This window comes from Salinimicrobium maris (assembly GCF_049680855.1).
Lineage (GTDB): Bacteria > Bacteroidota > Bacteroidia > Flavobacteriales > Flavobacteriaceae > Salinimicrobium.
In genome coordinates, this window is record NZ_JBMPGS010000001.1 from 524,143 (window position 1) to 544,046 (window position 19,904).

21 protein-coding genes are annotated in these 19,904 nt (G+C 42.1%); 1 reads left to right on the forward strand and 20 read right to left on the reverse strand.

Annotation, left to right across the window (positions count from 1 at the left end):
* Positions 1-18: 18 nt before the first annotated feature.
* Both ACOV1Q_RS02530 and ACOV1Q_RS02535 read right to left on the reverse strand, forming a co-directional pair.
* Positions 19-381 carry a DUF6616 family protein gene (locus tag ACOV1Q_RS02530; RefSeq protein WP_424492868.1) on the reverse strand — a complete coding sequence of 121 codons (363 nt, stop codon included), beginning with the start codon at positions 379-381 and terminating at the stop codon, positions 19-21.
* Between the two features lie 187 nt (positions 382-568).
* Entirely contained in the window at positions 569-1,282 is a 714-nt protein-coding gene (locus ACOV1Q_RS02535; RefSeq protein ID WP_424492869.1) for a 3'-5' exonuclease, read from the reverse strand.
* Between the two features lie 125 nt (positions 1,283-1,407).
* On the opposite strand from ACOV1Q_RS02535, the gene ACOV1Q_RS02540 reads away from it, so the two are divergent.
* A complete protein-coding gene (locus tag ACOV1Q_RS02540; protein ID WP_424492870.1) occupies positions 1,408-1,593 on the forward strand; it encodes a hypothetical protein in 186 nt (61 codons plus the stop codon).
* 5 nt (positions 1,594-1,598) lie between these two features.
* On the opposite strand, the gene ACOV1Q_RS02545 is transcribed toward ACOV1Q_RS02540, so the two are convergent.
* The 18 genes from ACOV1Q_RS02545 to hemF all read right to left on the reverse strand — a co-directional run bounded on the left by ACOV1Q_RS02545 (position 1,599) and on the right by hemF (position 19,899).
* Entirely contained in the window at positions 1,599-2,738 is a 1,140-nt protein-coding gene (locus ACOV1Q_RS02545) for a serine hydrolase domain-containing protein (RefSeq protein ID WP_424492871.1), read from the reverse strand.
* A gap of 22 nt (positions 2,739-2,760) precedes the next feature.
* A complete protein-coding gene (locus tag ACOV1Q_RS02550) occupies positions 2,761-3,237 on the reverse strand; it encodes a methylated-DNA--[protein]-cysteine S-methyltransferase (protein ID WP_424492872.1) in 477 nt (158 codons plus the stop codon).
* The gene (locus ACOV1Q_RS02555) at positions 3,218-4,309 is read right to left on the reverse strand and encodes a CNNM domain-containing protein (RefSeq protein ID WP_424492873.1); all 1,092 of its coding nucleotides are present in this window, start codon (positions 4,307-4,309) and stop codon (positions 3,218-3,220) included. Before ACOV1Q_RS02555 ends, ACOV1Q_RS02550 begins: the two co-directional genes overlap by 20 nt.
* 97 nt (positions 4,310-4,406) lie before the next feature.
* Positions 4,407-5,387 carry a lipoate--protein ligase gene (lplA, locus tag ACOV1Q_RS02560; RefSeq protein ID WP_424492874.1) on the reverse strand — a complete coding sequence of 327 codons (981 nt, stop codon included), beginning with the start codon at positions 5,385-5,387 and terminating at the stop codon, positions 4,407-4,409.
* A 123-nt stretch (positions 5,388-5,510) separates the two neighbouring features.
* Positions 5,511-6,305, reverse strand: coding sequence for a TIGR04290 family methyltransferase (locus tag ACOV1Q_RS02565; RefSeq protein ID WP_424492875.1), 795 nt, complete (start codon positions 6,303-6,305; stop codon positions 5,511-5,513).
* Between the two features lie 7 nt (positions 6,306-6,312).
* On the reverse strand, positions 6,313-7,389 hold the full coding sequence (locus tag ACOV1Q_RS02570; protein ID WP_424492876.1) for a CgeB family protein: 1,077 nt from the start codon (positions 7,387-7,389) through the stop codon (positions 6,313-6,315).
* Positions 7,390-7,392: 3 nt separating this feature from the next.
* Complete coding sequence (locus ACOV1Q_RS02575; protein WP_424492877.1) at positions 7,393-8,508, reverse strand: CgeB family protein; 1,116 nt, start codon at positions 8,506-8,508, stop codon at positions 7,393-7,395.
* Positions 8,505-9,641, reverse strand: a complete 1,137-nt coding sequence (locus ACOV1Q_RS02580) for a CgeB family protein (RefSeq protein WP_424492878.1) — start codon at positions 9,639-9,641, stop codon at positions 8,505-8,507. The genes ACOV1Q_RS02575 and ACOV1Q_RS02580 overlap by 4 nt, the downstream gene beginning before the upstream one ends.
* The gene (locus ACOV1Q_RS02585; protein WP_424492879.1) at positions 9,638-10,735 is read right to left on the reverse strand and encodes a glycosyltransferase family 4 protein; all 1,098 of its coding nucleotides are present in this window, start codon (positions 10,733-10,735) and stop codon (positions 9,638-9,640) included. The genes ACOV1Q_RS02580 and ACOV1Q_RS02585 overlap by 4 nt, the downstream gene beginning before the upstream one ends.
* Positions 10,736-10,739: 4 nt before the next feature.
* Positions 10,740-11,762, reverse strand: coding sequence for a Gfo/Idh/MocA family protein (locus tag ACOV1Q_RS02590; protein WP_424492880.1), 1,023 nt, complete (start codon positions 11,760-11,762; stop codon positions 10,740-10,742).
* Between the two features lie 7 nt (positions 11,763-11,769).
* Positions 11,770-12,783: an MDR/zinc-dependent alcohol dehydrogenase-like family protein gene (locus ACOV1Q_RS02595; RefSeq protein WP_424492881.1), complete on the reverse strand. Its 1,014-nt coding sequence runs from the start codon at positions 12,781-12,783 to the stop codon at positions 11,770-11,772.
* Positions 12,780-14,813, reverse strand: coding sequence for a GDP-mannose 4,6-dehydratase (locus ACOV1Q_RS02600; protein ID WP_424492882.1), 2,034 nt, complete (start codon positions 14,811-14,813; stop codon positions 12,780-12,782). The genes ACOV1Q_RS02595 and ACOV1Q_RS02600 overlap by 4 nt, the downstream gene beginning before the upstream one ends.
* An 11-nt stretch (positions 14,814-14,824) precedes the next feature.
* Positions 14,825-15,943, reverse strand: a complete 1,119-nt coding sequence (locus tag ACOV1Q_RS02605) for an SDR family NAD(P)-dependent oxidoreductase (RefSeq protein ID WP_424492883.1) — start codon at positions 15,941-15,943, stop codon at positions 14,825-14,827.
* A 21-nt stretch (positions 15,944-15,964) separates the two neighbouring features.
* The gene (locus ACOV1Q_RS02610; protein ID WP_424492884.1) at positions 15,965-16,669 is read right to left on the reverse strand and encodes an SDR family oxidoreductase; all 705 of its coding nucleotides are present in this window, start codon (positions 16,667-16,669) and stop codon (positions 15,965-15,967) included.
* A gap of 307 nt (positions 16,670-16,976) precedes the next feature.
* On the reverse strand, positions 16,977-17,462 hold the full coding sequence (locus ACOV1Q_RS02615; RefSeq protein WP_424492885.1) for a hypothetical protein: 486 nt from the start codon (positions 17,460-17,462) through the stop codon (positions 16,977-16,979).
* 88 nt (positions 17,463-17,550) lie between these two features.
* The gene (locus ACOV1Q_RS02620; RefSeq protein ID WP_424492886.1) at positions 17,551-17,913 is read right to left on the reverse strand and encodes a hypothetical protein; all 363 of its coding nucleotides are present in this window, start codon (positions 17,911-17,913) and stop codon (positions 17,551-17,553) included.
* Positions 17,914-17,951: 38 nt separating this feature from the next.
* Complete coding sequence (gene hemB, locus ACOV1Q_RS02625; RefSeq protein WP_424492887.1) at positions 17,952-18,920, reverse strand: porphobilinogen synthase; 969 nt, start codon at positions 18,918-18,920, stop codon at positions 17,952-17,954.
* A gap of 76 nt (positions 18,921-18,996) precedes the next feature.
* Positions 18,997-19,899, reverse strand: a complete 903-nt coding sequence (gene hemF / locus ACOV1Q_RS02630; RefSeq protein WP_424492888.1) for an oxygen-dependent coproporphyrinogen oxidase — start codon at positions 19,897-19,899, stop codon at positions 18,997-18,999.
* Positions 19,900-19,904: the final 5 nt, after the last annotated feature.

Below are 19,904 nucleotides of genomic sequence, written 5' to 3' on the forward strand. Positions count from 1 at the left end.
TTTTTGGATGATCAAAACCTAATCTAGCAGGCCAGTGCTGTGTTTCTCAAGATTTATGAGATTTTCCATGGCTTGCGATAAAGGAATTACCTGTCCGCGGGCGTTGACCTGGGAAAAATACTTGTGCCAGCCGGCTTCTTCCACCGCTTTTTCCAGTCTTTCAACATGATCCAGGGAAGGCATTTTCCAAACAGCCATATATCTGTAATCGCTTCGGTAGGGCGTATGTTCTTCGTTCATTGCCCAACCTACATTTTCTATACCTTGTGCAGAGAGCTCTTTCATCCCGCCACTAACTTTAGACATATAGGCACGGCGATCTTCTTTAGAAAGATCCATCCATTCCTGGGTTACGTTCCATAATTCCACATATAAATACATAATTATTCAGTTTTGGTTAATATTTCTTCGGAATTACGCCGCCCTCTTTTCTTCTGAAAAAGGCATTTTCACCTTCTTTTCAATCAGAATATCAAATATTTACGGTTTTTCCGAAGCTGTCTTATATAAAGATAAGAAATTATTGGCAGGCAGCAGGAGTGTTAAGTTTAGTTTAGTAATTCCAGATTTATACCGAAAAGATCTCCTCTTCCTGAAGGAGCGGCTCCTGCCTGAACTTTAGAAGAATCTGGGCAACTGCCACCACGTCTTTTTCACAATAGGTAACGATCCTTTTCAAATCATTTTGTTCATAATAGACGTTTCTTACTTCGCTGCCATCAATATCATCCTTTGGAGAAGGAATTCCCAGCACCTGTGTGAGTAATTTTAAAGAGGTAAAATGTTTGTGGTCACCAAATTTCCAAAGTTCCAGCGTGTCCAGGTGAGGGACTTCCCAGGGCCTTTTTCCGAAGAGATCCAGCTTGACAGGAAGTTCTATGTTATGGATGAGCATGCGCCTGGCCAGGAACGGAAAATCGAATTCTTTCCCGTTGTGGGCGCAAAGCAGGTGCTGAGGTTTGTTGAAATGTGTTCCCAGCAGCTCCCGGAATTCCAAAAGCAATTTTTTCTCGTCTCCGGAAAATGATTTAAGCCTGAACTTTCTCTTCTCACCCTGAAAAGCAAAATAGCCTACCGAAATACATACGATCTTACCAAACTCTGCCCAAATCCCTGCACGTTCATAAAATTCTTCTGGCGAACAATCTTCTTTGCGCTGGTATTGAGACTTTATTTCCCAAAGAAGTTTCTTTTCTGAAGATAAATCGTCAAAAGTGGCAAATTCGGGAACGGTTTCAATGTCCAGGAACAGCAGGTTTTTGATATCCAGTTTTTTTACCATTGCAGCAGCTTTTTTTTTAATCTTGCTCAAGATATAGAATAAAATAAAAATCTTGTATAAAAGTTTGAATTCCAGCTCACTTTGCAGATTTATTCTTTACCTTAAATGAAGCTAATTGCATTAAAATGAAATTAATTTTTCTTAAAATATGCCTGCTGATCGCAGGGATACTTTTGCTGGGAATCGATATAATTCAGCTGGATTTTGAAAATTTAACGAACGGGAAATACTTCGGAATCATATCAAATCTTTTGCTGATCATTGCAATGATCATTAGCATAAGGTATTCTGCACGCAAGAATAGCGAGTAAAAATGCTATTTTTCAAGCATACGGTAGGTTTCTTCGATGTACGCGTAAAAATCATTGGAGTGTTTATTTCCTTCCTGCTTTTCAAGGAGCTCGTGACCTAAGCGAACGATGATGAGATCGTCCTCTGGAATCACGATCACATATTGGCCCAGAATGCCGCGCATATAGAAGATTTTCTTTCCTAAATGATTGGCCAACCAAAAGCCGTAGCCGTAATGTGGCGCATCTTCAAACCGCGGATTTATTGAAGCCCGAACAAAAGTGGAATCCAGGATTTGTTTCCCATTCCAGTTGCCGAGGTCATTATATAATTTTCCGAAGCGGGCGAAATCCCGGGCATTTGAAGCAATGCAGCAATACGCTTTTTCCATTCCGCTTTCCTCGCTGTCCAGCTGCCACAAAGCATTATTTCTCATGCCGAGTGGTTCCCAAAAGCTTTGGCTTAAATATTCAGAAAGGGTGTTTCCTGTTGCCTTTTCAATGACCATTCCTAGCAATTGGGTATTACCGCTCAAATATTCCCATTCTTCCCCGGGCTCCTCAGTCACCTTGAGGTTGAGGATCTGCTCCCTTATATCTTTGCCAAAATAGGCTCTTGCCGTCATAGAAAAAGGACTGTAATAATTTTCTTCCCAGTTCAATCCTGAAGCCATTGATGCAAGATCTCCCACAGTTAACCTGCTGTCAAACTGTGGATAAAAATCTGATACAGGTTGCTCCAGGCCTTTAATATGGCCATCTCTTATCGCTTTGCCCAGTAGTGCGCTTACGATACTTTTAGCCATTGAAAAGGAATTGGTCCTGGAATCTGGCCCGTAATCTTCCCTGTACTTTTCGTACCAAATACTGTCACTTTTGATGATAAGGAAAGCAACCGTTCCAAGATCTTCATTTAATTCTTCTAAAACAGGACTGGCTTCGGCTTCATTGTATTCGCTGTGCGGTGGCCATGGCTGGGGTTGCCCGGCATCAATTTTTCTGTTTTCAAATTCAGGATAATCGTCAATATAAGCTGTGGTGTGGCCAGATAAATAGGTGGTTTTTATGCCCTTTAGAAGATAATCATAATCGAAATTGTAAAGTGCAAGTACGGCGGCCACCAAAAAAAGCAGAAATCCGAAAATGATCTTTTTAAAAGTTTTCATGTGCTCTTTAAATTCGAATATTTTAATTGAAAAGAATCTGCTGTTTCACCGGATTTTCATGTTCCAGAAGCCACTTTTTGCGCCACAATCCGCCGGCATAGCCGGTTAACGATCCGTCACTGCCAATGATCCTGTGGCAGGGTACCACGATCCATAAAGGGTTCTTTCCGTTTGCTGCTGCAACTGCCCTAATTGCTTTGGGATCGCCTAATTTTTTAGAGAGGGCCATATAGGAAATTGTTCGTCCAAAAGGCACTTTTTGAAGCTCCAGCCACACTTTTTTCTGAAAAGGAGTTCCTTCCGGATTTAGCTGAAGATCAAAATTGTTAAGACTTCCGGCGAAATATTCCTTGAGCTGAAGAACCGCTGGTTGTAACTCTGCTGGTATTTTTTCTGAAGAAGGCAATTCTTCCGAAGTAAGAGAAATACGCGAAATTCCTTTGCTATCACCTTCAATAAGAGCGGCACCCAGCGGTGTTTTAAGATACGTTTGGGCCATTGTCTTCTTCTTTCTTAGGATCTTCCAGAATGCCCAGCCTTCTTGCTCTTTTTTCCCAGTTTTTACGTGCCAGTACCTGCATGTCTTCAATATTGTCACTTTCGTCCATGATCTCCAGGCCTAGAAGAGTTTCGATAATATCCTCCATAGTGACCAGGCCAACAGTGTTTCCATATTCGTCAACGACGATGGAGAGATGGGTGCGTTTATCAACAAAAGTTTCAAACAACTTTGGAATTGGCGTATCTAGTGAAGTAACTTGAATATCCCTTACAAGTGTCTTTAGCGGCTCAGGCCCTTTTTCATCAATCATCTCTTCGAGCACATCGTCTTTAAGGATAAATCCTGTGATATTGTTGGATTTCTCCCTGTAAACGGGAATCCGGGAAAATTTAAGGTTTCGGTGCTGACGGTAAAAATCTTCAATTGTGGTGTCTTCATCTTCGGTCACGGCAACTGAAAAAGGAGTCATGATATTTTTGGCCTGTATAGACCGGAAAGCAAGCATATTCTTTATGAAAGTAGATTCATTTTCTTCAAATACCCCTTCCTCTTCGGCAGCATTGGTCATAGCAATAAATTCCTCCCTGCTCATGGTGCTCATGTGTGCCGATTTTCCAATCAGCCGTGTGGTAAGACGCAACAACCAGAGAATGCCGGTGTATTTAAGCGGGAAAATGAAGATTTTAAGTGTTTGTGCGGTGAAATTTCCTAATGACTGCCAGTAGGTTGCTCCTATGGTCTTAGGGATAATTTCTGAAAGGATTAAAATAGCTAATGTCATAAGAGCAGATACCACGCCTACCATTCCGCCACTAGGGTAAACTTTTTCTGCCTGTACCCCTACCAAAATAGCTCCCACCGTGTGAGCCACTGTATTAATAGTAAGAATGGCAATTAGTGGTTCATCTACATCCTCTTTAAACCGGGAAAGAGTATGGGCATATGATTTACCTTCCTGTTTTTTGATCTTGAGGAAGGAAGGAGTGAGACTTAAAAAAGCAGCTTCAAGAATTGAGCACAAGAATGAAAAGAAAATTGATAAAAAGGCATAAAGAAAGAGTAATCCCATTAATTTAAAGTTCTAAAATCCAAGGTAATAATTATCTCGTTATTTTCTATTAATAATTTCCCAGAAAGTGGGGGAGATGTTAAAGATGATTGAAAGACTAGAACATCACCGCTACCAGGTCATCTTCAGAAATGTTATTGAAATATTGCTTTAAATCAAATTTTTGAAGCACCTCTCGTATGGCCTGTTCTTCGTGCTTACTGTTTTCTAAAGCTCTTTCTACAGGTTCAATATCTTTAATGTGAAAGAAATCACCGGTGATGTTGACGTCTTTTATGATTCCCTGGGAGACATTCATATTCATTTCCAGGGTTCCACCTTTGGTACGTGCACCTTGCTTGAAATTATAATCGGGTGATTTTCCGAAGTTCCATTCCCAGGTGCTGTATTTTTCATCGCGAATCTGCTGGATTTTTTTCAAATCTTCCTCGGTGAACTCATACATCCTGGCATCTTTGAATGTAGAGGTGATATGATTCATGACCTTATTAGTGAATTCTTCCAAAGAGATTTTTTCTTTGAGGTGATCACTAATGTTCGTCACTCGCTTCGGAACAGATTTTACGCTCCTGTCTTTGTACTTCAGCGGATTTATTTTTAATGCTCCGCTTACATCGGTCATTTCCGAAGAAAAAAGCAGCGTGCCGTGGTGAAGGATCTTGTTTTTTACGACATGTTCTGCATTGCCCGAAAATTTCTTGCCTTCAATGGTGAGGTCGTTTCTTCCTTCAAATTTCGCGTCAACGCCAAGACTATTTAAAACGTCAATAATGGGTTTGGTGTAACGCTCAAAATCTACCATTTCATAGCTGTCGCCGGTGCGAGTAAAGGAGAAATTCAAGTTCCCCAGGTCGTGGTAGACTGCGCCTCCGCCAGATAATCTTCTCACCACCTTAATTCCTTTTTCCTTCACATAATTTGCATTAATTTCTGCCTGGGTATTTTGATGTTTGCCTACAATGATGGCATTGTCATTGCGCCAAAGCATAAAACAATCTTCCTTTAGGTGCTTAAATATAAATTCGTCTGTGGCGATATTAAAATAAGGATCCGTCGAGTGGTGTTTAATACAGAGCATGCCTATAATTTTGGGTTCTAACAAAAATAAGGAAGAGAAAGCCCATTTTTGAATCTTTGGAAACTTTTCTGAAGGAAATTCAGACGAATTAGAGAACGCGGAAAATATCCCGTTTCAGAAATGCTATTTTCGGGTCTTCTTTTTAACTTCCTCTTTCCAATCCTTGCCTACTGCTGAAAGATACTCTGAATAATTCCAGGTATCGAGGCTGGATTTTAGGTTTTTATCTTTTTCAGCTATATAAGTTTCATCCTCGGGCATATCGGTAACTTTGAACCCACAACTTCGCAGAAGAGAAAGAATTCCCTGATGGTTGATCGCCCACCAATTGGTAGGATCACCCGCCAGTTTGTGTTCAATAAATGCCATTTTTGGCCAGGCATCATTTTTCATGATCTCCCGTTTGTGAAATTCCACATCTTCCGGAATCTCCATTTCCTCTTTTCCGGGGAGGGAAAGGGTTTGGAAAACCATCATTTTTCGCACTTTTTGGGTGAGAATGTCCATGGCAAGGGAAGGATAACGCAAATGGTAGAACACGCCCATAAACCACACGAGGTCAAATTGTTCCTCGGTGTGGGCCAGGTCGTACACCTGCATTTGTTTGAATCTTATCTTGTCATCCAGCCCGAATTGTTCTGCAGTCCATCTTGCCTGTTTCAGGTAATGCTCGTCAAGGTCGATTCCCAACACATCGGCGCCTCTTTTGGCAAGTTCTATGGAATAAAATCCGGCGTTGCAGCCAATATCAAGTACTTTCCAGCCGTTAAGGTCTTCCGGAATGGAATCTTTTATGTTTTCCCATTTAAAGCTGGGGAAATCGCCTAAAAAATGATTGGGTGCTGTTTCGGTACCATCAGGAAGATGAATGTTATGAAACCAGGGAGACAATTCTTTTACTGCTGTTTTTGTAGACATAGTTGTTTTATACTTTTTCTGAAGGCTGCAGGATCTCTTTTACATAGCCTTCCAGTTCTTTTGCTCTAGCCGCAGCCGTGTGGTGCTTAAGCACTTTTTGTCGTGCATTCTCACCAATTTGTTTTCTTTCTTCTTCGGAAATATCACTGAAATATTCCAGCACCTCGTCAGAGGTTTTTGCAATCAGGATCTCTTTTCCAGGTTCAAAAATGGTTTCAATGCCATCCCAGTAATCTGAAATAATTGGTACACCACAAGCCGCCGCTTCAAATAATCTAACGCTGGGTGAATAACCGGCTTTGATCATATCTTCCCGGGTGACATTTAGCGTATATTTTTGGGAATTGTAAAAAGATCTATGTTCTGCCGGGGGCAAATGATCGATTCTTTCCACATTTTCGGGCCATTCAATTTCCTGCGGATATTGCGGACCTGCAACTACAAATTTGGCATCTTTAATTTCCCTGGCAGATTTTATCATTAGCTCATTGACCGTTGGCTGTCGGTCATCGCTGTAAGTTCCCAGGTAGCCCATTTGCCATTTCAGTTCATTATCTTCAGGATGGTAAAGATCGGGATCAACCGAGCAGTAAAGCGGCTTTGCCATAGGGCTGCCGTACTTGTTTTCCAGAAGGTCAAGTGTGGGTCCGCCGCAAAATGACAGGAAAAGATCGTATTTACTAATCAATTCCGGGTCTATATATTCGAAATCTTTCCGTTTCAGTTTTGCCAATGTAACCGGAGTATCGATGTCGTAGAAAGCTGTGATTCCTTTTGCGGTTTCAATAGCCCAGGTACCGACTTCCACCCCTTGCTGAACGTATGATCCCACTATTACCACATCTGCTTCAGCAACTTCCGAAGCATAATCTTCTTTTAACTCTTCATTGGTTTTATACAATCCGAGTTTGCAAAACTCAGGATTTGGCATATCACGGTTTTCGGCGTAATAAGGAACATCTTTTTCCAGGAAGAGGATGTCGTGCCCTAGCGCCTTAAGCTCTTTCAATAAAGCCCTGTACGTGGTGGCGTGACCATTTCCCCAGGAAGAGGTAACAGATAAACCTATAATTACAAATTTCATTTTTTAGATTTTTGGGTTTTCTACGGCTTTAGGTTCGATCTCCAGTTTTTCAGCGATTACAGATTCTAACAGTTCTGCGCGGTGCTCATAAGTATGAGCAGAAAGTACCTTTTTGTAGGCTGCCTGTCCGATTTCCTTAGCTCTCTCAGGCGTGAGTTCTGCAAGGACGTTTTCCACTTCTTCACCGCTTTTTACCACAATGATTTCTTCATCGGGTTCAAAAAAGGTCTCGATTCCTTTCCAGTAATCGGTGATAATACAGGCTGCGGCCCCGGCGGCTTCAAAAACCCGGGTTGCAGGTGAAAATCCGTATTTTGCCATACTGTCCCGACTAATATTCAACACTGCCATTGAGGTGCAGTTAAAGGCGTTGTGCTCTTTTGTATATACGTGACCTAGGTAATCGATGTTATCAGGCATTGGTTTGTCTCCCCACCCGCTTCCACCGAGCAAAAATCTTTTCTCCGGAAGGTTTCCTGCAGGTTTTATAAAAAATTCCTCCACTCGTTTTTCCCTGTCGGGAAGCCTGTTTCCGAGGAATGCCAGCGTACCATCAAATTTTTGATCTGCATCCACCGGGAAATGAGTATCGGTATCTAAAGCATTATATATCGGAATACACTTTTTAGCACCGTTCCGTTGGTAAGCATCGATCACCGGTTGCCCTCCGCCGTACGTCAATACAAAATCGTATTTCGGAATTAATTCGTTGAACTGGTCTTCTTTATTTTCTTCAATCCTGTCAAGTGTTGCCGGTGCATCCACATCCCAGAAAATGATGAGGTTTTTCTCGCTTTTCAGTTCAGTGACTTCTTTTTCCAAAAACTCGTCAAAAGCGCCCACCCCGCTGGCTTTGATGATCACATCGGCTGTTGAAGCTTCTTTTAATAACTTCCGAAGTGTATTTTCATCTTTTTCATACACTACCACCTTGCACCAATCGGGATCTTCAATGTCACGGTGTTTTTGCCGCTCGTAAATATCGGGTTCGTAAAAGGTGACGTCGTGGCCCATGCGGTGCAGCGCCTTTACGATGCCGCGATAGTAGGTTGCTGCGCCGTTCCAGTACGCTGAAACAATACTGGAGCCGAAAAATGCTATTTTTAGATCAGTTTTCATCCTTCTTGTGATTTGTTGTGGATTGGAAAGATTTTTTCTTCAGATATTCCCATTTCCTGCAGAATTAATTCCAGACCGTCAATACGGTGCGCGCAGGTATGTCTTTCTTCGATGGTTTTTCTTCCGTTTTGAGAGAGGCTTTGTGCCAGTTGCGCACTTTTCAATACTTCTGCAATGCGGTAGCCCATGTCATTTCCGTTGTTTACCATGAGGTAATCTTCTCCCGGAGTGAACATATTTTCGGCATCTTCCCAGGGAGAACAAATCAACGGGATGCCGCAGGAAAGTGCTTCAAAAGGTCGGATTGTCGGGATACCCGGAAGCATCTCTACGTATGGTCTTCTTGGCACGTGCACAGTCACTTTGTATTTTGCGAAAACTTCAGGAACTTTATAATTCGGGAGCCAGCCTCCGTATTCAATTCCGGCGTCTGCAAGGGCTTTTTTTGCTTTTTCAGGATAACGTACGCCGTAAACTTTGGCTTTAATGCCCAACTCCTTCACCGGTTCGATAAGGTATTCCATCAATTCCTCGGTGCGTTCATTATCGCCCCAGTTTCCTATCCACACCAGGTCGCCTTCTTTTTCTTCATCTCGGTTGGGTGTAAAAAAATCAGCATCGGCAGCTTCGTGCCACGTCCAGACTTTATCCACCCATTTTTTTTCTTCGTATATTTTTTTGATCACATCTCCAAAAACAAGCGCCCCGTCATAATTGCTGAAGTCGTACTTTGACATACTTTCTTCATCTGAAACCGCCCGGTGATGGGTATCGTGAAATAGCAATTTATAACCGTATTTTTCTTTCTTTTTACCAACTTCCGAAACTAGTTCCGGCTCATTCCATTCGTGAACAATGACCAAATCTGCATCCTTCAAAAGGCCATCGTAATTAATCTTTTTCTGCGGATTGTAAAACTGCGGATTCAAAGAAGGGTAGTACTGGCGGAATTCATCCAGCTTTTCGGCACCATGATCTTTGATGAGATTCTGTAAACTCCATCCGCCTTCGGGTTCGTAAACGTCTACATCATGTCCTCTTTTCTGAAGTTCTTTTACGCTTCCTCTTAGGAAATGAGCATTTCCATGGTTCCAATCCGAATACAACGAATGGTAAAACATCACTATTTTCATACAGTTGCGAGCTTTGGTTTTGATTTGCTTTCGATTATTTCTCGATAAAGGTTGATATATTCGGAAGCCATTTTTTCTGAAGAATATTCTTTCGCTTTGCTTTTCGCTTTTTCTGAAAATTCTTGCCTTAAGGTGTCATTTTTGATCAGCTGAAGGATCTTTTCCTGTGCCTGCGGTTCATCTTCAGGATCAAAAAATGCAGCAGAATCTTCCCAAATTTCCTTTAAAGTGTCAAGCTCACTGAGGATCAATGCACAGCCCGATTTTGCAGCTTCCAGAATCGCAAGTCCGAAGGGTTCATACTTTGTAGGGCTCACAAAAATGCTCGCCCGTTGCATCCATTCCCGAACCTCATAAGGCTGTAATTTTCCGAGGAATTTCACATTTTCAAATTCCGATTTTTCACCGGTTCCGGGGTTTTTAAGATCTCCGGCGATGTACACCGGCCACGGAAGGTTTTTGGCAATATGTGAAAGCAGCTTTAGATTTTTGGCTTCGTCCCAAATCCGCCCAATGCACAAAATAAATTCTTCCTTTTCTTTTTCTTCCGAAGGATTCATGTCACGACCGTTATAAATCATTTTGGTAGCAGTTTCAAAATTGTGTGTGCTTTTTGCCTTTTTAAGAATAGCCTTGGTGGGGCTCACCACCATATCAGATTCTTCAAGGGATTCCTGGACAACCTGCGTATATCTATCCCATGATTCCGGAGCCGAGGTTCCCTTCACCGCCTGCCACCAGGTTTGTACGCAGGAATGGAAAACAGTAAGGATTGGGCAGGTCCAGTCTTCGCCAATGTGAGCATAGTTGTTTAAATGCACCACATCTGGATAGATCGTGTGATAAATGGAATTGATCCATTTGCGGGATTTCTCTACGTCTTCCCATGGATCTTCCATCCATTCCAGTTTAAAGTCACTTTTGTACAGCGTTACATTCGGGATCGCTTCCACCTCCTGCATTTGAGCTTCGGAAGGCCAGGCGCCCATGGCAGCCAGATGCACTTCTACCTCGTATTCCTGAAGTGCCTTGCACAACTCGAGGGAATAGACCCACACCCCCCCGACAGTGTCTGTGGTCATTAATATTTTCATTCCCTTACCTTCCATATATCCTATCAATAATTGTTGCTGTTTTTATAAATTCTTCGGCAGATTCGGCTTCGTAGCCTTGTCCTGCCAGTACTTTTTCTGCCCAGACTACTCCTGCGCGCCCGCTCCACTCATCGGGAGGGGTGACTAGGGTTTCAGTTTGGGTTCCGTTGTATTTTTCTGCGGTGAAATCGTAAAACGAACCGTTCACATTTTTAAAGGCAGCGCCTCCTTTGCTTCCGTAGAATTTTGCTTCAATCACGGCATCTTTTCCGACGGAAACATGCCAGGAACATTCCAGATTAATTACTGTATCTTTTTCTGAAGTCATAGAAACGCTGGCAAAATCTTCTACGTGTTCTTCAAATGAAGTGAGTTTTTTTCCTTGGTGAAAAAGATGACTTCGCACATCAATAATTTCTGGAAAATCGAGGCTCCACATAACCAGATCGACCAAATGTATTCCAAGGTCCATCACACAACCTCCTCCAGATTTTTTGATGTCGTAGAACCATTCCTTGTCAGGTCCGTAAGCATTATGAAACACCAGGTCAACCGCATAAATATCTCCAATTTCGCCACTTTTGATAAGGTTGTAAATTGCTTTAAAAGCTTTGGTATGGCGGTAAGAAAGGTCTACTGCTAGATATTTATCACTTTCTTCTGAAGCGGCTACCACTTCTTTTACTTCTGCAGCAGTTCGCCCTAAGGGCTTCTGGCAGAAAACGGCCTTCCCCGATTTTAATGCTTCAATACTTTGCTGAGCGTGCATCGCACTGGGCGTGGCAATCACAATTCCATCTAAATTATCGTTTTGATAAAGCTTTTCAGGAGATGCTTCAAAAATGGCATTTTTGGCACTCTTTTTAGCTTCTTCTGCATTTTCCTGTACAGGCTCTGCAATGGCAGCAGCATTGGTTTTGGCGTCTTTTAAAAGGACTTCCATCCTGTTACGGCCAATCCATCCTACGCCGATGAATCCTAAAGAAAGTGGTTTTTGTATTTCTTCTTTTGGTTGGGTTGCAATCATTGGTTGGTTAGTTGGTGGTGATAATTGCTTTTATAAATCCGTCGGGTCTCTCTGTAAGGTGGTGATAGGCTTGTTCCATTTGGTCAAGCGAAAATGTATGGGTAAAAAAGGGAAACGGATCCATTTTTCCCTCTCTTACAGCCTCAATGGCATCTTTAATTCCCTGAATGTACTTTTGAGGATCCCTTTCGTGCGCGCTGATCATATCAATCCCGCGCCAGTTGAGCATTTGAACGTTCAGGCTTCGCATCCCGTCCTGATGGAAGCCTGCAACGATTAGTTTTCCTCTTTCGCCGGTTAGCTCAATGGAAAGGTTCAACGGCCATTCTTTTCCGGTGCATTCAATCACCCTTTCACAGAAGTTTCCGTTGGTTAGTTCTTTTACTTTTTCGATGATCTGGTAATGATCGTCCATTTTTACAATTTCGTCAGCTCCCGCTTCTTTGGCGGTTTGCAGAGAGAATTCTCTCCTCGAAATAGCGATCACTCTGGCGCCTTCAGATTTTGCCAGCTGAATTAATAAACTTCCCAAAAAGCCACTTCCAACTATGGCTACTGTTTGCCCTTTTCGAATATCACTTCTTGAAAAGATGTTCATGGCGCATCCCAAAGGTTCTCCCGGAAATGCTTTTCCGTCCAAAAATTCCGGAAGTTTTACCACGCTTTCTTCTTTGGCGATATCGTGCGTGGCATAGGCGTTATAGGTAAGGGCGGTTACCCTGTCTCCTTCTTTTAAAGTTTTTACACCCTCGCCAACGGCATCAATGACGCCCCAGCCTTCGTGCCCGGGATTTCCCGGTTCTACAGGATATTCAAACCAGTCGCGGCCTTCCCAAACAGGAATGTTGGAGGCACAAACGCCCGATCCTTCCAGCTTTATACATACCTCGCCTGCTTTAGGCTCTGGTAAAGCAGCTTCTTTAATAATTACCTTTTTCGGCGCTTCCAGTACTGCCGATTTCCGGAGCTTTTTTTCCTCTGTTATTACCGGCATTTCCTGTAATGTTCTCGCTGATCTCATATAGCGACTGCTTTTGAAGATTTTAATTGTTCTGGTAATTCGATGTTGCGAGTTTTGCAAAGCCATTTCACAAGTGCTTCCACACCTTGTTCTACGTTATATTTTGGTGCCCAGCCTGTGGCTTCTTTAAATTTTGAAGTATTGGAAACATAATAGAATTGATCTCCTGTACGCCATTCATCAAAAGAAATACCCATTTCTTTTCCGGCTTTTTCCTTGATGATATCCAGGATTTCAAGAAGGCTAACCGTGTTTTCGGGTCCGCCGCCAATATTGAAGGCCTGCCCCGCAAGTTGATCAATATTTTTATGCGCCAGCAGGAATGCATCAATCAGGTCATCAACAAAAAGAATGTCCCGCACCTGTTTTCCGTTCCCGTAGATAGAAATTGGCTGGTCTTCAAGTGCACTGATCAAAAAGTGAGCTACCCAACCCTGGTCTTCGGTTCCAAATTGATGTGGTCCATAGATACAACTCATCCTGAAAACCGCACTTTTGAGACCATAGGTTCTGGAATAATCCAGGATGTATTGATCTGCCGCACCTTTAGAGCAGCCGTAGGGGCTATGGAAATCTAACGGAATTTTTTCGTTAATACCGTATTTCTTAATCTTTTCATCTGCAGGATAATATCTTGATTCGTTCTCTTCCATTTTCACATCCTGAAGGTTTCCGTACACCTTATTAGTGGAAGTGAACAGAAGTGGAGGTTGGTGTGGAGATTTTCGAATTGCTTCCAGCAGTTGAAAAGTGCCGTTCAGGTTTACCTGAAAATCATGTATAGGATTGGTTACCGAGGAGGTCACCGCAACTTGCGCACAAAAATGAAAAACTTCCGAAGCATTTTTAACACATTGCTGCAGAATGAGAGGTTCGTTAATATCAGCGATCTGTACGATCAATTTTTCTCCATATTCACTTTTGAGCCACTGCAAATTTTCTTCTACGCCATCCCTGAAAAGGCTGTCATAGATCATCACCTTTTTTCCTTCGGAAAGTAGTCTGGAGGCGAGGTTGGTTCCAATGAAACCGGCACCACCGGTAATTAGAGTATATTTTTCTTCTGAAGTGATTTGGTACTGTTTTGAAATATAATCGTGCTTCTGAATATCTTCTATGCCTTCTTTTTCCAGAAGTTTGTATAATAGTTTTTTACTGCCATCCACTTTTTTAAGTCCGAAGTGGTATTCCCTTTCATCTAGGTGAAAACCACCAACTGTAGATTTACTCGCGTCCAGATCTTTTAAGCTGTACCAATACACACGATCTGCTTCAGAATTCAGAACTTTCTTAAATTCCTCGTATTGCTTTACTTCGTCGTTCTGCCAGGTGGAGAATCCCACTTCTGAAATCCAGATTTTTCTTTCAAGACCAAAGCGGGAAAGGATTTCCTTCACCGCATTAATATTGACTTCCCAACCTTTCCACTGCTGATCGAAAACATGGGGGAAACCATGGATTCCTACGGCATCAATATGTTCAAGAACGCCCTGTTCAATCATCATTTGCAGCCAGTTGGGATCAATGGGGCTCATCCCGCCGAGAAGGGTTTTTTTGCCTTTTTCCTTCGCCCAGTAAGCCGCCATTTTGATCATTGTGGAAAATTTCTCCCAGGAATAATCTAATGTGAAATCGTATTCTACTTTATTATTAGGTTCGTTCCAAAGCTCTACCCATTCAAAATACTGCCCATATTTATTGATCATTACATCAATAAAATCGGCGTAGGCTTTCAAATCTTTTGGAGGAGCCGAAGTCTTGGCCATTTCCCCAATTGAAGGAGGTGTATATAGGAAGCATGGAAGAATCTCCACGTGTTTATCTAATTCGGCAAAAAGCCAGTCGTACCATTCCTCGGTACCTTCCACATACCAGTCTGCCCATGAAATCCCCGTGCGAAGGTGTTTTATTCCCAGCCTCTCAAAATCTGAAATAGCATTCTTAACCTGTTCATATTCGCCCGGTCTAAACCATTCCAATATCCCGACTGTGGGAGTGTGTGAAATGCTGTTTCTTTTCCTACTATTCATAGCTACTTGGTTTATATGGTTAATCCTCGGGAAGAAAGTTCGTTGCTGGCTTTGCTTACATTATCTGTGGCGATTTGGGTTTTTAGCCATTCAGCCAGTTCAAATAATCCATCTTCAAATTTCACTTCGGGTTCAAAGCCTAAAATCTCTTTCATTTTTGTGTTGTCTGCAAAACAGTGACGCACATCGCCTACGCGATATTTACCTGTAATCTCTGCAGAAAGCTCTTCTTTGCCCATCACTTTTGCAAGTTTGTTAGCGATAAGCTGAATGCTGTACTGGTTACCGCTTCCTACGTTTATTACTTCTCCATCAGCTTCAGGCACTTCCATGGCCAGTCTTAAAGCACGGGCAACATCTTTTACATGAATAAAATCCCGAATTTGTTTTCCGTCTTCGAAAATGAGGGGAGCATTGTTATTGAGTAATCTTGAAGCAAAAATGGCAAGCACTCCCGTATAGGGATTAGAGAGCGCTTGCCGTGTCCCATATACATTAAAAAAGCGCAATGCAGTAGTGGGTATTTGGTAAGCTTTACCTGTTATAAGACTTAATCTTTCCTGATCATATTTTGAAAGGGCATATACCGAAGAAAGATTTGGTTTCTTGTCTTCGGGAGTGGGAACGGGTTTAAGAATCTCCCCGTTTTCGTCAAACATTTCCCATTTCCCCTGTTTCAGGTCAAAAAGTTTACGTTCGCATTCCATTCTTTTCTTTCCGTCGGAATCTTTATAAAGCCCTTCCCCGTAGATGCTCATACTGGAAGCAACAACAAGCTTCTCTACAGGATTGTCCATTAGAGCTTCCATAAGAACTGCCGTTCCAACATTGTTAACTTCTGTATAATCTTTTATCTGATACATGCTTTGTCCTACACCAACCATAGCGGCCAGGTGAAAAACTGCATCTATGCCTTCTAAAGCTTTTTCAACAGCCTTTTTATCCCGAACGTCACCAATTTGAAGCTCCACCTGCGGGTTGAGGTATTCTGGTCTTTCCATAGAGTCGCCATGAACCTGCTCAGAAAGGTTGTCTAAAGCCCGAACGCTGTAGCCTTTGTTAAGCAATTCATCGGCGAGGTGAGATCCTATAAATCCTGCACCTCCGGTTATTAGAACTTTTTTTCCCATTTATAAAAACATTTTGGTTGGTTAGAAATTTTGTAAAATTGGTCTGGTTATAATCTTATTTATTGCAGTTCCCGGTTTTTTGCTCAAAGCATACCATACATCCTCTGCGATTTCTTCGGGAGAAATGGCGCCCATACCCATTTCTTCTATAGTGCTATTTCCCGAAAACTGATTGGTAAAGAATGCTGTATCAACAATTCCCGGACTCACCACCGTAACGTTTAGGTATGGCAATGTTTCCAGTCTAAGAGTTTCAGCAATGACTTCTACTGCTGTTTTTGAGGCACTGTAAATGCCGCCGTAGGGATGTGGCTGGTTTGCCGAAACTGATGAAATAAAAACGACATTACCTTGTTTCTTTTCAAGCATACCCGGAACGAAAGAACGTATAGTACGTAACGGCCCCATTAGGTTGGTATTAATGATTTTTTGCCATTTTTCAGGATCCCCTTCTGCCAGCTTTTTCTGAATTCCCTGTCCTGCATTTAAGATCAAAATATCTGGTTTCCCCACATTTTCATTTACCCAGGCATATAGATCATCTATGTCTTGAGCTTTGCTTACATCACATCTTTGGAAATGAATATTGGGAATATTTTCTCCGGAATGAAGGTCTGCGACAATAACCTTCACGCCTTCTTTAGCTAACTTTCTGGTAATAGCTTTCCCTATGCCACTACTGCCACCGGTAACTATTGCTATTTTGGCTGAAGATTCTTGACTCATCAGTTTTTGCCATTCCGGGTCCAAAGTTGGAGCCGCGATTAAAAATAAACAGCTCATTTTATTGAGCTGCTGGATCATCAAAGGTACAAGAGGGTCATGTGAAATATTATTAAAACAAACCTAAAACTATCTTAAACCCCCTAATTTTTCTAGTGCTTTGGCGAATTTGGGCAGTTTTTTGATAGTGTCGAAATTGAAGGATTTTTTGTCTTACCCTCTGCAAAGAAAGGGGTTGAAGCTGCTGCTAAAATTAAAAAGGCAGGAAATCGAATTTCCTGCCTATCTTTAAAAATAATTCTTCCAAATACTATTTTAGAAGCTTTTCTATCCAATCATTCCATTTTTCGGCTGCGTGCATCATTTCTTCTTTTTGAAGTACCGATGTGCGATCTTTTTCAAAGAAAATCAAATCTTCTTCCTCTGAAGTTTTTCCGTTCTGCTTTAATCTGAGTGAAATTTGAGAAATATTATCAAAGTTATTCGGCTCAGAACCATTGGAGGAATAGGATTTTGCGATCACACTTGAGGAATAAGAATTAAGGTCAATGCACCGATTCTTATTTTCCTTACCAGAGTACCTAACCAATAATTTTCCGGAGGCCTCGTCGAGCCCAAGAGAAAGATTCGGAAGAAAATCAATTTTACTTAATTTTAAATTATGCTGTTTTGCCAATAGGATCAAGTGTTTTCTATTGCTTTTTTTGTTACTGGACTGCCGCATCAGGTAAATAGCTACCGGCGCAATAAAGATGAGCAGCATGCCCACACCCATTAGGGTGGATGATGTATCCATGATATATAATTATTTTTTGTGAAAAATTCTTTTTCAGTTGAGAACTGAATTAGTCATTAAAATGTCATTTTTGACACGCCTGAAATTCTCACAAAAAGAAATGGAAAGGGAAAAGCTGAATACGAATAATTTGTTTTAGATCCCGCTCAGGACCTTTGGAAGTAGCTCGTCTTTCAGCAATTTTTTCTGAAAAGAGATTGTTTTTAGGATGATAAAAAATTCCGGGGTGAAAGTTGTTTTCGGAATATTCAGGAAGAATTATTTCCCTCACTGCATCCTCAAGCGAATGAAGCGGAAGACTTCTTGAAGAAACCTGGAAATCACCAGTGGCGAAATGGTCTTCAGAAGAAGAAATAAAAGAAGGCTTTTCCTCTGCGAATACTCCTGGAACATTTAAAATTCCGAAGAGCAGCGCATAACAAAAACCTAATAATTGTTGTCTTTTCTTCACCCGATAAATTTAGTGATAAAACAAACTGAGTGAATTAATTACTGTAACAATTTTACAGCGTCTTTGGCAAAATAGCTTGCGATAAGCTGCGCGCCTGCACGTTTAATTGCGGTAAGTTGTTCAAGAACCACGGCATCATGATCCAGCCAGCCTTTTTCGGCCGCAGCCTTGATCATGGCATATTCTCCACTCACCTGGTAAACCGCCACAGGAACATTCACAGCATTTTTAATATCTCTTACTATGTCGAGATAGCACAGCCCCGGCTTCACCATCACGATATCTGCACCTTCTTCTACATCTATAAGTGTTTCCTTAACGGCTTCATCTCTGTTCGCAGGATCCATCTGGTAGGTTTTTTTATCACCAAATCCTGGTGCTGAATCTAATGCGTCCCGAAACGGACCGTAAAAAGCAGATGCGTACTTCGCACTGTAACTCATAATGCCTGCCTTGTGAAAACCTTCTTTTTCCAGCAATTCCCGTATGCTGAGAATTCTACCATCCATCATGTCACTTGGAGCGACAAAATCTGCGCCTGCCTGCACATGCGAAAGTGACATTTTTGCGAGTACTTCTTTCGTGGGATCGTTCAAAATTTCTCCATTCTCCACAATTCCGTCGTGGCCGTAGGAAGAGTAGGGGTCAAGGGCAACATCTGTCATTACCACCATTTCGGGAACGGCATTTTTCACCACTTTCACGGCTCGCTGCATGAGACCATCGGCATTGAGGGCTTCGGTGCCCTGATTGTCCTTTAGATCTTCGGGTACTTTTACGAAAAGCAGCACTGCTTTTAAACCAAGATTCCAAAGTTCTTTTACTTCTTTTTCAAGCAGATCGAGGCTAAACCGAAAATAATTGGGCATTGAAGAAATTTCTTCTTTTACCTCTTTACCTTCCACTACAAAAAGGGGGACCAGGAAATCATTCGGAGTAATGGCGGTTTCCCTCACCAGGCTTCTCACAGCTTCACTTGTTCTTAGTCTTCGGTTTCTTATCAACATAATTTATTTTTTTGCTTACAGTTTCCCGTCGCCGGACTTCCTGTTGTACTACGAATTTTGTTCCTTTTGCTATTTGCTAAACCCACTCCCTCGGTTCTTTTAAAACCTTCAGTAATTTCTCTTCTTCACTTCCTTCTTCAGGATGATGATCGTACACCCATTGAACATGTGGCGGCAGGCTCATTAAAATGCTTTCAATTCGCCCGTTTGTTTTTAATCCGAAGAGCGTTCCGCGGTCGTGAACGAGATTGAATTCCACATATCTGCCGCGTCGTATTTCCTGCCATTTTCGATTTTCTTCTGAAAATGGCAAATTCATTCTGCTTTCTACAATGGGAACATAAGCGCTCAAGAAACTGTCTCCCACATCGGTAACGAACTTATACCAGTCTTCGACGCTCATTTCTTCGGAAGGTTTGCAGTAATCAAAGAATAAACCTCCAATTCCTCGCGCTTCGTCCCGATGAGAATTCCAGAAATATTCATCACAGTTCTTTTTATATTCCGGATAAAGTTGCGGTTGATGCCGGTCACAGGCCGATTTGCATATGTGATGAAAATGTTGCGCGTCTTCTTCAAAAAGGTAGTATGGGGTGAGATCCTGTCCGCCCCCAAACCATTGATCTACCAGCGTGCCGTCTTTTTCATACATTTCAAAATAGCGCCAATTGGCATGCACCGTTGGTACCATGGGATTTTTAGGATGTAACACAAGGCTGAGCCCGCAGGCATAAAAATCTACGTCTCCAACGCCAAAATGCTTCTGCATTGCAGGTGCCAGCGGCCCAAAAACGCGGGAAATATTTACTCCGCCTTTTTCAAAGATGGCTCCGTTCTCTATGACCCTCGTTCTGCCGCCACCGCCTTCTTTTCGTTCCCAGAGATCCTCTCGAAAAACAGCTTTTCCGTCAATTTCTTCCAGCTTTGCCGTAATAGTATTTTGCAGCTCCTGTATGTAGGCGTAGAATTTCTCCTTCATTAATG